Raw genomic sequence first — 13,197 nt, forward strand, 5'->3', positions numbered from 1 at the left:
CGGAGCGGGTGGTGCCCGCCCCTCTGTCCATGTGCCGCCGCAGGCCGGTTCTGGTCGCGGCGACAGCATTATTGTTCATCAAAAGCGATGTCATAAACACAAAACATCACTAGATAATAAAAATCAGCTTGAAACACTGCCTTTTCGCTTCAAAAAGAGCTCCCTGCTCTTCAGTTGACGCTTGCCGAGATAGGGCTGCAGCGCCAGCCGGCTGAAACGCTTGGCCGCCTGCAGCAAGGGAGGAGTGTCGAAACGCCCCTCGGCGAAGGCCAGCAGGTGGGCGCCGAGGAACAGGGTACGGGGATCCGGCGCCCGCTCGCAAGCGACAAAGCCGAGCTCCCGCTCGAAGCCATAAAGCAGGGTGGGGTCGATGGGGGAGTCGTCGTCCGCGGCATATTCGAAGTCCACCGCGTAGCCCAGGGCCTGCAGCAGCAGGAACTCGAAGCGGCGCAGGGGCAGCTCCGGGGTCTCTCCGTCCGCCAGGGCCATGATGGCACGGGCATAGGCGTCGAACACCTCGGGGAAGGGGGTGTGCGCTTCCAGCAGGTAGTAGACCAGCTCGTTGAGATAGAGGCCGTAGAAGAGACGATCCCCGCCGAGGCGCAACGAGTGATCCGGGCACTCCACCTGGGTGAGGTTCTTGAGATCCCCCTTGCCGCGCCAGGCAATGGTGAGCAGGGTGAAGGGCTGAAGCAGCCCCTTCAGAGAGGAGCGTGGCCCGCGGGAACCGCGAGCCACCAGGGTGAATCGACCGCTATCCTGGGTGAAGACCTCGACCAGCTGGCTGGTCTCCCGATAGGGCCGACTGTGGATGACGAAAGCCGGGGTCAGCAATCAGTCGTCGCCATACCCGAGGCTGCGCAGGGCCCGCTCGTCGTCGGCCCAGCCGGACTTGACCTTGACCCACAGCTCGAGATGCACCTTGTTCTGGAACAGCCGTTCCATGTCGATGCGCGCCTCTGTGCCGATGGTCTTGATCTTCTCGCCCTTGTTGCCGATGACCATCTTCTTCTGGCCTTCGCGCTCCACCAGGATGAGGCCGTGGATGTGGTAAAGACCTGTCTCCTCCACCTTGAAGCGCTCGATCTCCACCGTCACCGAATAGGGCAGCTCCTCACCGGTGAAGCGCATCAGCTTCTCGCGGATGATCTCGGAGGCCATGAAGCGGGAAGAGCGGTCGGTCACGTAATCTTCCGGGAAGAAGTGGACGTTCTCCGGCAGCAGATCCTTGGCCCACTCGCGGATCTTCTCCACGTTGGTGCCCTTCTCGGCGCTGATGGGCAGGATGTGGGCAAAGTTCATCTGCTGACCCAGCCACTCGAGGTGCGGCAGCAGATCCTCTTTCTCCTTGACGTTGTCGATCTTGTTGACCGCCAGCACCACGGGGCACTTGAGGTGGCGCAGCTTGCCCAGCACCATCTCGTCATCCTTGGTCCAGTGGGTGCCGTCCACCACGAACACCACCATGGCCACGTCCCCCAGGGAACTGGTGGCGGCGCGGTTCATCAGGCGGTTGATGGCCCGCTTCTCCTCGATGTGCAGACCCGGGGTATCCACATAGATGGTCTGATGGTTCTCCTCGGTGTCGATCCCCAGGATCCGGTGACGGGTAGTCTGGGGCTTCTTCGAGGTGATGCTGACCTTCTGGCCGAGCAACTTGTTGAGCAGGGTGGACTTGCCCACGTTGGGGCGGCCCACGATGGCGACAAAGCCGCAATAAGTGGTATCTGTCATGACCGCGTTCCCAATGCTGATGGAGTGAAAAGAGCGCACAGTGCCGGATCCGTCATGGTGCTCATGACAGCCGTTCCAGTGCTTGCTGCGCCGCGGCCTGTTCGGCCTTGCGGCGGCTGGAGCCGATCCCGACCAGGGGGCCATCCAGCCCATCCACTTCGCACTGGACGGTGAACTCCTGGTTGTGGGCCTCGCCCTTGACGTTGGTCACCGTGTAGGTCGGCAGGGATTTGCGGCTTCCCTGCAGGATCTCTTGCAGACGGGTCTTGGGATCCTTCTGTTCGATCCCGGGCTTGATCTCGCCAAGGCGGCTGGCATACCAGCCGAGCAGGAGGCTGCGCACCCGCTCCAGATCCGTGTCCAGATAGATGGCGCCGATCACCGCCTCGACGGTGTCGGCCAGGATGGACTCGCGGCGAAAACCGCCGCTTTTCAGCTCCCCCGGCCCCAGGATCAGGTGATCCCCGAGGTCGAATTCCCGGCCCAGCTCGGCCAGCGTCTTCTCGCGCACCAGGGTGGCGCGCATCCGGCTGAGATCCCCTTCCGCCGCCTGCGGGAAGCGGTGGAAGAGGTCATCGGCAATCACCAGACTCAGGATGGAGTCCCCCAGAAATTCCAGGCGCTCGTTGTGACGGGACCCTGCGCTGCGATGGGTCAGTGCTCGGGTCAGCAGCTCAGGATCCTGAAAGACATGCCCGAGACGGGACTGCAGTCTGTTCATCTTGATATTCATTTACTTGATTCCGCCAATGCGGTTGAAGCGCACACCGGTCGGCACCCAGCTCGGCAAGCTGGACCCTTCCTCGCGCTCGAATTCGAAACTGATCCAGATGGCGACCGCCTTGCCCACCAGGTTCTGCTCGGGCACGAAACCCCAGAAACGGCTGTCGGTGCTGTTGTCGCGGTTGTCACCCATCACGAAATAGTGGCCTTCCGGCACTACCCACTCGTCGGGGTAGGTGCCGGGCTGGCGATAGTAGCGGTCCACCAAGTCCGGCATCAGCGGGTTGCGCAAGGTCTCGTGGGAGACATCGCCCAACTGTTCGGTGTAGCGATCCAGCGGGATCCCCATCTGGCTGAACTCGCCGCGCTGCTCGAACTTGACGTCCAGCTTCTGGAAGCCAGGGCACGTTTTCCCTTCCTGCTCATCGCACTTGGGCCGGATCATCAGCTCCTTGTTGCGATAGATGACCCGATCGCCGGGCATGCCGACCACCCGCTTGATGTAGTCCACCCGGGTATCCAGCGGATACTTGAAGACCACCACATCACCGCGCTTCGGCTCACCGGTCTCGAGGAACTTGGTGTTGGTCACCGGGTCCTTGAGGCCGTAGGCAAACTTCTCAACCAGGATGAAGTCGCCCACCAGCAGGGTCGGCATCATGGAGCCGGACGGGATCTGGAACGGCTCGAAGATGAAGGAGCGCAGGATCAGCACCAGCGCGATCACCGGGAAAACCCCGCCGGTCTGTTCGATCCAGACCGGCATGGGGGCCACCTTGGCCAGTGTCTTCTCGTCCACATCCGGACCGGCATTGGCACGGGCGGCGGCAATCTTGGCCGCCCGCTGCTTGGCCCAGACCAGCTTGTCGAGCGTCCAGATGATGCCGGTCAGCAGGGTGACGACGACGAGGATCAGGGAAAAGGTGCTTGCCATCGATTAATCCTTTCCGACGTGGAGAATGGCGAGGAAGGCCTCTTGCGGCACGTCCACACGGCCCAGGGACTTCATCCGCTTTTTGCCTTCTTTCTGCTTGTTCAGCAGTTTCTTCTTCCGGCTCACGTCACCACCGTAGCACTTGGCGGTGACGTCTTTACGCAATGCCTTGACAGTGCTGCGGGCGATGATCTGGTTGCCGATGGCGGCCTGGATGGCGATGTCGAACATCTGGCGCGGGATCAGCTCGCGCATCTTCTCCACCACCTGGCGACCGCGATACTGGGCGTTCTCCTTGTGGGTGATGATGGCCAGGGCGTCGACCCGCTCGCCGTTGATCATGATGTCCAGACGGACCATGTCGGAGGTTTCGAAACGCTTGAAGCCGTAGTCCAGGGAGGCGTAGCCGCGACTGGTGGACTTCAGACGGTCGAAGAAGTCGAGCACCACTTCCGCCATCGGGATCTCGTAGGTCAGCGCCACCTGCTTGCCGTGGTAGACCATGTTGGTCTGTACGCCGCGCTTCTCGATGCAGAGGGTGATGACGTTGCCCATGTACTCCTGCGGCAGCAGGATGTGGCACTCGGCGATGGGCTCGCGCATCTCCTTGATGTTGTTGATGGCGGGCATCTGGGCCGGGCTGTCGATGTGGATGGTGGAGCCATCGTTCAGCTCGATCTCGTAGACCACGGTCGGTGCGGTGGTGATGAGATCCAGATCGTATTCACGCTCCAGACGCTCCTGGATGATCTCCATGTGCAGCATCCCGAGGAAGCCGCAGCGGAAGCCGAAGCCCAGCGCCGTGGAGCTCTCCGGTTCGTAGAACAGGGAGGCATCGTTGAGGGAGAGCTTCTCCAGCGCATCGCGGAAGGACTCGTAGTCATCGCTGGAGATGGGGAACAGGCCCGCATAGACCTGGGGCTTCACCTTCTTGAAGCCGGCCAGCGCCTTCTCGGCACCGTGCTTGGCCAGGGTCAGGGTATCCCCCACCGGCGCACCGTGGATGTCCTTGATGCCGCAGACGACCCAACCTACCTCGCCACAACCCAGGCCGTCGGTGTCCACCTGCTTCGGCGTGAAGATACCGATGCGATCCACACCCCACACCTGACCGGTGCTCATCACCTTGATCTTGTCGTTCTTCTTCAGGGAACCGTTCTTGATCCGCACGAGCGACACGACCCCGAGGTAGGAGTCGAACCAGGAGTCGATGATCAGCGCCTGCAGCGGCGCCTCCGGATCCCCTTCTGGGGACGGGATCTTGGCGACGATCTCTTCCAGCACCAGATCGACACCGAGGCCGGTCTTGGCGGAGCAGCGCACCGCGTCCACCGCGTCGATGCCGACAATGTCCTCGATCTCCTCGGCAACCCGCTCGGGCTCTGCGGCCGGCAGGTCAATCTTGTTCAGCACCGGCACCACTTCCAGATCCATTTCCATGGCGGTGTAGCAGTTGGCCAGAGTCTGTGCCTCAACCCCCTGACCGGCATCCACCACCAGCAGTGCCCCTTCACAGGCAGCCAGGGAGCGAGAAACCTCGTAGGAGAAATCCACGTGGCCCGGGGTGTCGATAAAGTTCAGCTGATAGGTGTTACCGTCTTGTGCCTGGTAGTTCAGGGTCACACTCTGTGCCTTGATGGTAATGCCGCGCTCGCGCTCCAGATCCATGGAGTCCAGCACCTGGGCCTGCATCTCGCGATCGGACAGGCCGCCGCAAGTCTGGATCAAACGGTCCGACAGGGTCGACTTACCGTGGTCGATGTGCGCAATAATCGAAAAGTTACGAATGTGTTTCATCGAGCAAGAATCACTCAAAATTAAGTTAGGGTCGGATATGAGGGCAGGATTTTACTGGATAACCCGGTCGACGGCCAATCTTTAGTCGGCGGGCCCCACAAATAGCGCCTTGTCTGGCGGGCGTTGGGCACCTGGATGCCCTCCGCCAGACCAGGCCCCTCAAGAGAGATGACGGGTATTGAGCACCACCCCGAGCATGCGGGGACCGTATTCCCCCTGCTCGAGCCGGTCAGAAAAGTAACGAACCAGTAAAAATCCGATGGCGCCGCCCAGCAGACAGCAGAGGATGGTCACCCCCTCTCCCGCCGACAAGAGCGGCACCAGCCAGAGCTGGCCGAGCAGGGCGCCCAGCAGCAGACAGAAGAGCGGCAGCACGTACACCAGGGCCGCACCGCGCAGGATGCTGGCCTGAGGGATGCCCAGGCGGATCTGCTGGCCCACCGCTACATCGCCGGTGAGGGCGACCCGCAGCCGCTGCGCCTTCATGGGAAAGGCCTTGGCGACGGTGCCGGTCCCGCAGCTGGATTGTTGGTGGCAACCGCTGCAGGCGGATCGCCGCTCGCACTCCACCCAGGCGTGATTGCCGTCGATGGCCACTACTGTGGCCAGCTCTTCACTCATGTTACTCACCTGATGACTCCTCACAGGGGGCGGTGGATGCACCGGATCTCAGCACGGCGGCACCCTCAGGGCAAGTCTCACGGCAAAGACTCACTGCACCGCCTCGTTGCGGGCCAGCGGCTGCACGGCCTCGGCGATGCGCTTGGCGGTTTCGGCGGGCACCTCGCCCACCACGGTGATCTCTACCCCGACCTCGTTGACGAAGCTCACCAGCGAGGTGGCCCCCTGGCGAATCAACTGCTGGCGCACCGCCTGCTTGGGATCGACCCGGGAAACGTAGACGGAGAGATCCACCAGCCCGTCGGAGAGCATCATGTAATCCACCGGCAGACTGGTGCTGACCAGCTGATGCCGATCCTGAGAGAGCACCTTGAAGCCATCGGGCAACCAGGTCAGGTGCCAGTTAAGGGTCTGCTGGGGAGCGGGATAGGCATCTTCCAGCGCCAGCGCATCCGGCAGCTTGCTGCGTGCCAGGGTGACCAGCCAGGGGGCCGGCGCAGATTGCCTGTCCAGATCCACCCCCAGCACCTGCTCCACCAGATTTCCTTCCCGATCCACCATGTCCACCCGCAGCAGCAGATGGCTCTGTTCGTCAATCCAGAGCACGAAGCCGTACTTGTCCGCCTCCTTGGGCACCAGCCGTACCACTTGTGCCACCAGGCCGGCCACCCGGCTGCGGCCCGCCAGCACGGGGTCATAACTCTCCATCACCCGGGGCAGCGGCATCCTCACCAGGCTCGACCAGACCCCGGGGAAACGCGCCCCCTTGAGGGTGTAGGGTTCATGGGTGTTTTCGAAGAAGGTGTATTCGTTCTGGCGTTGCAGGAACTCCACGGCCTTGCCGTCGAGATAGCTCAGGTGAGCCACCTCCTTGCCATCGATGATCCCGTGGCTGAAACGGATAGGCTCGAGGCGCCCCTGGCGGGCCTTGACCATGGACAATTCGAAGTTTTGTTGCGAAACGGCACTCTGCATCTGCTGCAACAAGGCCTCGGCCGACAGATCGTCGGCCGAGGCCTTGGCACAAATCAACAGGAGAGAGGCCAGCAGGATACGGCTGGACTGGCGCACGATCTGATCCCTAAAAATGCGTTATTCCTGAATCTGCTTGTCTTGCAGCAGACGCTGTTGCAGTTGATGGTCGCGCAGGAAGGCATTGATGCGCTCGCGCTGCTCCTGCATCTGCTGCTCGCTCAGACCTTGCTGACGCACACCGGTCCGGCTGCCATCCTGGGGATAGTGCACGCTCACCGGCGCAGCACTGCCACCCACGGGTATGGTATTGAGCACCGGACTGGCCGGTACACCATCCTTGCCCTGGTACTGCTGCACGCCGAAGATGACGGCGGCAGCCACGGAGGCGGCAATGGCATACTGCCCCACTTGCTGGCCAAAGCGGCGAACGAAGGGGATCACCTTGCCGGCGGGCTGCACCTGGGGCGCAGCAGGCTGTGCCGGCTTGGGCGCCAGTATGGCGGGTTCATCCTCCAGCGCCAGCATGATGCTGTCGCTGAGATCCAGTTGCAGATTGACCGGCAGGTCACCCCGCATGGCATCACCGATCAGATGGTAACGCGACCAGGTATCCTGCAGAGCGGGATCCGTTCCCAGCTCGTTCAGTACCTCGATTTCGCTAAGGTCGCCATCCATCAGGGCTGAAAGTTGCTCTTTATTTGCCATAAGTTTGCCTGTCTTTCCCCAGTTAATGCTCGATCAGAGGTTGCAGCTTTTTATCGATTGCTTCCCTCGCCCGGAAGATGCGGGATCTCACCGTACCCACCGGACAATCCATGATCTCCGCAATCTCCTCGTAGCTCAGCCCTTCCATTTCACGAAGGGTGATCGCCGTTCTCAAATCTTCTGGCAAGGCTTCTATGGCGGTAAACACGGTACGCTTGATCTCGTCGGTCAGCGCCAGGTTTTCCGGGGTGGCCACCTCTTGCAGGGCTTCACCACCACCATAATATTCAGCCTCGTCCGCTTCGACATCACTGCTGGGCGGTCTGCGCCCCTGTGACGTCAGGTAGTTTTTGGCCGTGTTGACGGCAATCCGGTACAACCAGGTGTAAAACGCGCTCTCGCCACGGAATGTCGGCAACGCACGGTAGGCCTTGATGAATGCCTCCTGCGCCACATCCGGTACATCGCCCGGATTGTTGACATACCTGGCCACCAGGTTGACCACCTTGTGCTGGTACTTGCGTACCAACAGGTTGAATGCATTTTTATCGCCACGCTGGACCCGTTCAACCAGCTGTTCGTCCAGTAGATTCTGGTCGCTCATCAGAGCCGTAAAACCCCCATCAGGTTATCGTTTTTCTTTTCCGGCCCCTTCTAAGCGCACAAGTTCAGACAGGAGGAATCAGGGAAAGTTCGCTTGCATTGAAAAAAATGTGATGCGGGCTGCATCACAACCCCCCTTGGGCTACCATGGGGCCAGTTCTTAATCCAGGCCAATGATACTTATGAAAGCAAGTGTTGAATACCTTTGCGACGTACTCATCATTGGCAGCGGTGCCGCCGGTCTGTCCCTCGCGTTGCGATTGGCAGACCAGGCCAAAGTCCTGGTTCTGAGCAAGGGGCCCATCAGTGAGGGGGCCACTCTCTATGCGCAAGGAGGCATCGCTGCCGTGTTCGACGAGACCGACAGCATCGAATCCCACGTGAGCGACACGCTCAACGCCGGCGCCGGGTTGTGCGACCCGGCGGTGGTGGAGTTCACCGCCCGCAACGCCCGCGACTCCATCCAGTGGCTCATTCAGCAAGGGGTCCCCTTCGATCAGGAAGAGGATGCCGAGGGGGAATCCCACTATCACCTGACCCGGGAAGGGGGTCACAGCCATCGCCGCATCTTCCACGCGGCCGACGCCACCGGCAAGGCGGTGCAGCTCACCCTGATCGACCAGGTGCGCGCCCACCCCAACATCCAGCTGATGGAGCGCTTCAACGCGGTCGATCTCATCACCACCCGCAAGCTGGGTCTGCCGGGCAACAAGGTATTGGGAGCCTATGTCTGGAATCGCAACGCCGAGCAGGTCGAGGTGATCCGCGCCCGCTTCGTGGCGCTGGCCACCGGCGGGGCCTCCAAGGTGTACCAGTACACCTCCAACCCGGACGTCAGCTCTGGCGACGGCATCGCCATGGCATGGCGCGCCGGCTGCCGGGTGGCGAACCTGGAGTTCAACCAGTTCCACCCCACCAGCCTGTTCCACCCTGACGACCCCAACTTCCTGCTGACCGAAGCGCTGCGTGGCGAAGGGGCCTACCTGCGCCGTCCCGACGGCAGCCGCTTCATGCCGGAGTTTGACGAGCGGGCCGAGCTGGCCCCGCGGGACATCGTCGCCCGCGCCATCGACCACGAGATGAAGCGCCTCGGGGCGGATTGCATGTATCTGGACATCAGCCACAAGCCGGCGGATTTCATCATCAAGCACTTCCCGACCATTTATGAGCGCTGCCTCGCGGTCGGTATCGACATCACCAGGGAGGCGATGCCCATCGTCCCGGCGGCCCACTACACCTGTGGCGGCGTGATGATCGACAACAACGGCCAGACCGACATCCCCGGCCTCTATGCCATCGGCGAGGTGACCTATACCGGGTTGCACGGCGCCAATCGCATGGCCTCCAACTCCCTGCTCGAATGCGTGGTCTATGCCCACCAGGCGGGAGCCGACATCCTGGCCAAGCTGCCCACCAGCGTGGCGCCCCCCAGCCTGCCGGCCTGGGACGAGAGCCAGGTGGATGACTCGGACGAGCAGGTGGTGATCCAGCACAACTGGCACGAGCTGCGGCTGATGATGTGGGACTACGTGGGCATAGTGCGCACCAACAAGCGCCTGGCCCGGGCCAAGCGTCGCATCGATCTGCTCAAGCAGGAGGTGCAGGAGTACTACGCCAACTTCCGGGTCTCCAACAACCTGCTGGAGCTGCGCAACCTGTTGCAGGTGGCCGAGCTCATCGTCAACTGCGCCCTGGAGCGCAAGGAGTCTCGCGGTTTGCACTACAACCTGGATTATCCGGACATGCAGCCGGACTCCAAGCCAACCGTGCTGACCCCGGATCGGGAATGACGCCGGATCTGGAATAAGGCCGTTGCGTTCGATTCGGGCGTATGCCCTCCCCCAGATGACCCCGCCCAGGCGGGGTCATCTGCTATGAGCGGCAGATGTAGCAGGTAGAGAGACGCCCCTAGCGGACAGCGAGGTGGATGGCGCGGGCCAGGGCGCGGTAGTGTGCAGGGGCCAGGGCATCGGAGAAGAGCCAGAGCTGCCCCTCGGAGCCCTCCACCGTCTTCAGCCGCAACCAGAGCACCCCGGGCAGGATGCGGCTGCGGGGATCCAGCCGATGGCGCGCCCCTTGCCACTCGAGCCACTCCCCATCCCAGACGAGCACGCCGCTCGCCGCCGGATGGCGGCGCAACGCGCGCCACAGACTCAGCCCCCAGACAGGGAGGAACAGCCCCCATTGCCAGCCCTGGATCAGGCTGGCGACGGGCAAGAGCAGCAACAGAAACAGGATGCACAGCAGCAGACGCTGCTGGCGGGAGGCGATCACGGGCATCACTGCCCGCTGGGGAGACGCGAGGCTGGCCATGAGGGGTGGCGGTCGCGAGTCGGGCTCAGCGCAGGCTGTCGTGGCGGGCCTGATTGCGCTCGAGGATCAGGGGGATCATGGCGGCAAAATCGGGATCCTCGGGCACGCCGTGACCCATGCACCAGCGGAACAGCTCGGGATCCTCGCACTCCAGCAGGCGGATGAAGGTGCGCTGTTCGGCCTCGCCGAGGCCATCGAACTCGTGCTCAAAGAAGGGCATAAAGATCACATCCAGCTCGAGCATGCCGCGACGGCAGGCCCACTTCAGGCGGGACTTCTCACTTGGGTTCAACATGGAACTCTCCTTACAAAGACCGGGGAATGGTAGCAGCAGGATTTTCCGGCTGACAAACATTCCTTACGTCTTTACCATGCAGGTCACATACTTTCTGTCTCTGGAATCCCATCGTGAGCCTGCCGACCCCTCTTCTTCCTGCCGAGCCGACCCTGTTTTCCCTGACCAACCTGGCCATCACCCGCCTCGGCGGCCCGGATCGCGCCAAGTATCTGCAAGGTCAGGTCACCTGCGACGTCAACGCCCTGCAACCGGGTCAGAGCACCCTCGGCGGCCACTGCGATCCCAAGGGCAAGCTGTGGAGCGATTTTCGCCTGCTCTGCCTGGAAGACAGCCTGCTGATGTTGACCAAGCCGTCAGTGCTGGCCCGCCAGCTGCCGGAGCTCAAGAAGTTTGCGATCTTTGCCAAGGTCGAGATCGGCGAGTTTCAGGGCAGCCTGACCGGACTGGCCGGTCAGGGGACGGACGACTGGATGGCACAGCACTTCGCGCTGACCGGCACCGGTCTGGTGGAGGGCGGCATGGTAGTCAGGGTGGAGGCGGACCGCTGGCTGCTGGCGACCACATCCCCGCAGGCCCTGAACCTGCCGGTGGGCGACGAAGGACTCTGGTGGGGGCTGGAAATCAAAGCCGGTCTCCCCCATCTGGAAGCGGTCCACCAGGGGGAATACATCCCCCAGATGCTGAACCTGCAAGCCCTTGATGGCATCAGCTTCAACAAGGGCTGCTACATGGGGCAGGAGACGGTGGCGCGCGCCAAGTATCGCGGCGCCAACAACCGCGCCCTCTTCGTGCTGAGCGGCACTGCCGCAACGCAGGTAGCCAGCGGTGACACCCTGGAGATCCAGCTCGGTGACAACTGGCGCCGCAGCGGTCTGGTGCTCAACGCCTGGCAGCAGCAGGGTCAGGTGTGGCTCACCGCCGTGCTGCCCAAGGACACCGAGGCCGACGCCCGCTTCCGCCTCAAGCTGGAAGAGGGCTCCAGCCTCGGTCTGCAACCCCTGCCCTATGCGTTGATCGACTGAATCCCCCCTAGCGAGGCACCCGCGCCAGCAGTGCCTCCTGCAACCAGCGCCCCGCCTGCCCGAGCGGGCGGGCGCGATACCACTGCAACTCCAGCGCCAGTTCCGCCTCGGCGATGAAGTCCGGCTTGAGCACCACCAGCTCCCCCCGCGCCAGGGGCCGGTGCAGCAGAAACTCGGGCACCGCCGCCCATCCCAGCCCCAGTTTCACCAGCTCCAAGATCCCGAGATCCCCCTCCACCCACCACACTTGCGCCGAGAGGCGGAAGCGATGGCGCTCCGTCCCCTCCCGCCGTCCGGTCACCATCAACTGGCGAGCCCCTTGCAGGTCGCTCTCCTTCAACGGCGTCTTGTGGGCCAGGGGGTGATCCGGAGAGACCACCAGGGGCATGGTGACCGTCCCCAGGGAGCGGGAGACCAGCTCCCGCTCGGGGTGCGCCTTCTGATAGCTGATGCCGAGCTGGGCACGGCCGCTCTTGAGCAGCTCGGTCACGTCCTCCATCAGCGGGAACAACAGCTCCAGCTCCACCGCCGGGTAACGGTTGGCGAACTCCTCCAGCAGGGAGCCAAGCCAGGGCAGGTGGGAGTCATCGTCGATAGCCAGGGTGAGGCGCGACTCGACGCCGTTGGCCAGCTCGCCGGCAATGGCCTGCAGTCGCTCGCTCTGGGCCAGCAGCACCCCTGCCTCCTGACAGATGCGGGCACCCGCCTCGGTCAGCACGGGATAGCGGCCGCTGCGATCGAACAACGCAAGGCCGAGATCGATCTCCAGGTTGGCGATGGCAGCACTCACCACCGACTGGGCCTTGCCCAGCCTGCGCGCAGCCGCCGAGAACGACCCGGTCTCGGCCGTCGCCAGCAATGCCTTGAAGTGTTCCAGTGAAGGGGTCATGAGCCTGCTCCGCCGTGCTGTTGTGTCGTCACATCTATCTATTTTAGCGATAGATACCAACGTGAATCTATCCGGTTTTGGCGATACATTGCCGCCATTCCCTGACCAAAGAGAGAGACAGACCATGCGTACGACCCGTGACCGCCTGCGCCACGCCATCGGCTTCGAATTGATTGGCCTGCTGATCGCCGCCCCGCTGGCCAGCTGGGTGACCGGCGTCGGGCTCAACCACATGGGCCCCCTGGCCCTGTTCTTCTCGGTGGTCGCCACCGTCTGGAACTATGTCTACAACATCGGGGTGGACAAGCTGCTGCTGCGCTATCAGGGCCACACCCACAAGGCGCTGTGGCAGCGGGTGCTGCACACCCTGGGGTTCGAGGGGGGCCTGCTGATCGTGGCTCTGCCGGTGATGTCCTGGTGGCTCGACATCGGCCTGCTGGAGGCGCTGGTGCTGGATATGGGCTTCGTGCTCTTCTACCTGGTCTATGCCTTCGTCTACAACTGGAGTTACGACAAGGTGTTCCCCATTCCCATGGGACAGGTGCAGAAGGCACTGGGATAAGCGATTCGAGGGGTAAGGGCG

At 62.6% G+C, this 13,197-nt stretch carries 15 protein-coding genes; 3 read left to right on the top strand and 12 right to left on the bottom strand.

What is annotated here, in order from left to right; all coding sequences use genetic code 11:
- Positions 1 to 123: 123 nt before the first annotated feature.
- The 9 genes from recO to rpoE form a co-directional block, all read right to left on the bottom strand.
- Complete coding sequence (recO, locus tag AB5Y50_RS01820; RefSeq protein WP_039040537.1) at positions 124 to 834, bottom strand: DNA repair protein RecO; 711 nt, start codon at positions 832 to 834, stop codon at positions 124 to 126.
- Positions 835 to 1,734 carry a GTPase Era gene (gene era / locus AB5Y50_RS01825; protein WP_041211854.1) on the bottom strand — a complete coding sequence of 300 codons (900 nt, stop codon included), beginning with the start codon at positions 1,732 to 1,734 and terminating at the stop codon, positions 835 to 837.
- 61 nt (positions 1,735 to 1,795) lie between these two features.
- The gene (gene rnc / locus AB5Y50_RS01830) at positions 1,796 to 2,467 is read right to left on the bottom strand and encodes a ribonuclease III (protein ID WP_010675639.1); all 672 of its coding nucleotides are present in this window, start codon (positions 2,465 to 2,467) and stop codon (positions 1,796 to 1,798) included.
- Complete coding sequence (gene lepB, locus AB5Y50_RS01835; protein ID WP_010675640.1) at positions 2,468 to 3,391, bottom strand: signal peptidase I; 924 nt, start codon at positions 3,389 to 3,391, stop codon at positions 2,468 to 2,470.
- Between the two features lie 3 nt (positions 3,392 to 3,394).
- On the bottom strand, positions 3,395 to 5,188 hold the full coding sequence (gene lepA, locus AB5Y50_RS01840; protein ID WP_010675641.1) for a translation elongation factor 4: 1,794 nt from the start codon (positions 5,186 to 5,188) through the stop codon (positions 3,395 to 3,397).
- Between the two features lie 159 nt (positions 5,189 to 5,347).
- Positions 5,348 to 5,809 (bottom strand): SoxR reducing system RseC family protein, encoded by a 462-nt coding sequence (locus tag AB5Y50_RS01845; RefSeq protein WP_039040538.1) that lies wholly within the window; start codon positions 5,807 to 5,809, stop codon positions 5,348 to 5,350.
- Between the two features lie 90 nt (positions 5,810 to 5,899).
- Positions 5,900 to 6,880 carry a MucB/RseB C-terminal domain-containing protein gene (locus AB5Y50_RS01850; RefSeq protein WP_010675643.1) on the bottom strand — a complete coding sequence of 327 codons (981 nt, stop codon included), beginning with the start codon at positions 6,878 to 6,880 and terminating at the stop codon, positions 5,900 to 5,902.
- A 21-nt stretch (positions 6,881 to 6,901) separates the two neighbouring features.
- Positions 6,902 to 7,489: a sigma-E factor negative regulatory protein gene (locus AB5Y50_RS01855; protein ID WP_043154818.1), complete on the bottom strand. Its 588-nt coding sequence runs from the start codon at positions 7,487 to 7,489 to the stop codon at positions 6,902 to 6,904.
- A gap of 22 nt (positions 7,490 to 7,511) precedes the next feature.
- On the bottom strand, positions 7,512 to 8,093 hold the full coding sequence (gene rpoE, locus AB5Y50_RS01860; RefSeq protein ID WP_010675645.1) for an RNA polymerase sigma factor RpoE: 582 nt from the start codon (positions 8,091 to 8,093) through the stop codon (positions 7,512 to 7,514).
- A 181-nt stretch (positions 8,094 to 8,274) separates the two neighbouring features.
- On the opposite strand from rpoE, the gene nadB reads away from it, so the two are divergent.
- The gene (gene nadB / locus AB5Y50_RS01865; protein WP_010675646.1) at positions 8,275 to 9,882 is read left to right on the top strand and encodes an L-aspartate oxidase; all 1,608 of its coding nucleotides are present in this window, start codon (positions 8,275 to 8,277) and stop codon (positions 9,880 to 9,882) included.
- A 118-nt stretch (positions 9,883 to 10,000) separates the two neighbouring features.
- Here the strand turns inward: nadB and AB5Y50_RS01870 are convergent, their stop codons facing one another.
- Positions 10,001 to 10,372 (bottom strand): protein YgfX, encoded by a 372-nt coding sequence (locus AB5Y50_RS01870; RefSeq protein ID WP_043154867.1) that lies wholly within the window; start codon positions 10,370 to 10,372, stop codon positions 10,001 to 10,003.
- 58 nt (positions 10,373 to 10,430) lie between these two features.
- A complete protein-coding gene (locus AB5Y50_RS01875) occupies positions 10,431 to 10,700 on the bottom strand; it encodes a succinate dehydrogenase assembly factor 2 (protein ID WP_041213909.1) in 270 nt (89 codons plus the stop codon).
- A gap of 113 nt (positions 10,701 to 10,813) precedes the next feature.
- Between AB5Y50_RS01875 and ygfZ the strand changes: the two genes are divergently transcribed.
- On the top strand, positions 10,814 to 11,725 hold the full coding sequence (gene ygfZ / locus AB5Y50_RS01880; RefSeq protein WP_043154820.1) for a tRNA-modifying protein YgfZ: 912 nt from the start codon (positions 10,814 to 10,816) through the stop codon (positions 11,723 to 11,725).
- 7 nt (positions 11,726 to 11,732) lie between these two features.
- On the opposite strand, the gene AB5Y50_RS01885 is transcribed toward ygfZ, so the two are convergent.
- Positions 11,733 to 12,614, bottom strand: coding sequence for a LysR family transcriptional regulator (locus AB5Y50_RS01885; protein WP_043154822.1), 882 nt, complete (start codon positions 12,612 to 12,614; stop codon positions 11,733 to 11,735).
- Between the two features lie 124 nt (positions 12,615 to 12,738).
- Between AB5Y50_RS01885 and AB5Y50_RS01890 the strand changes: the two genes are divergently transcribed.
- Positions 12,739 to 13,176 (top strand): PACE efflux transporter, encoded by a 438-nt coding sequence (locus tag AB5Y50_RS01890; protein ID WP_039040541.1) that lies wholly within the window; start codon positions 12,739 to 12,741, stop codon positions 13,174 to 13,176.
- Positions 13,177 to 13,197 lie beyond the last annotated feature (21 nt).

Origin of the sequence: Aeromonas sp. s6 (assembly GCF_040907815.1) — a bacterium.
Classification (GTDB): domain Bacteria; phylum Pseudomonadota; class Gammaproteobacteria; order Enterobacterales; family Aeromonadaceae; genus Aeromonas; species Aeromonas caviae.

Bases quoted from the DNA above. Each gene is read 5' to 3' on its own strand.
- nadB (WP_010675646.1), top strand. From the start codon at position 8,275: ATGAAAGCAAGTGTTGAATACCTTTGCGACGTACTCATCATTGGCAGC.
- AB5Y50_RS01845 (WP_039040538.1), bottom strand. From the start codon at position 5,809: ATGAGTGAAGAGCTGGCCACAGTAGTGGCCATCGACGGCAATCACGCC.
- rpoE (WP_010675645.1), bottom strand. From the start codon at position 8,093: ATGAGCGACCAGAATCTACTGGACGAACAGCTGGTTGAACGGGTCCAG.
- AB5Y50_RS01875 (WP_041213909.1), bottom strand. From the start codon at position 10,700: ATGTTGAACCCAAGTGAGAAGTCCCGCCTGAAGTGGGCCTGCCGTCGC.
- rnc (WP_010675639.1), bottom strand. From the start codon at position 2,467: ATGAATATCAAGATGAACAGACTGCAGTCCCGTCTCGGGCATGTCTTT.
- era (WP_041211854.1), bottom strand. From the start codon at position 1,734: ATGACAGATACCACTTATTGCGGCTTTGTCGCCATCGTGGGCCGCCCC.
- AB5Y50_RS01885 (WP_043154822.1), bottom strand. From the start codon at position 12,614: ATGACCCCTTCACTGGAACACTTCAAGGCATTGCTGGCGACGGCCGAG.
- lepA (WP_010675641.1), bottom strand. From the start codon at position 5,188: ATGAAACACATTCGTAACTTTTCGATTATTGCGCACATCGACCACGGT.
- lepB (WP_010675640.1), bottom strand. From the start codon at position 3,391: ATGGCAAGCACCTTTTCCCTGATCCTCGTCGTCGTCACCCTGCTGACC.
- AB5Y50_RS01855 (WP_043154818.1), bottom strand. From the start codon at position 7,489: ATGGCAAATAAAGAGCAACTTTCAGCCCTGATGGATGGCGACCTTAGC.
- AB5Y50_RS01890 (WP_039040541.1), top strand. From the start codon at position 12,739: ATGCGTACGACCCGTGACCGCCTGCGCCACGCCATCGGCTTCGAATTG.
- AB5Y50_RS01870 (WP_043154867.1), bottom strand. From the start codon at position 10,372: ATGCCCGTGATCGCCTCCCGCCAGCAGCGTCTGCTGCTGTGCATCCTG.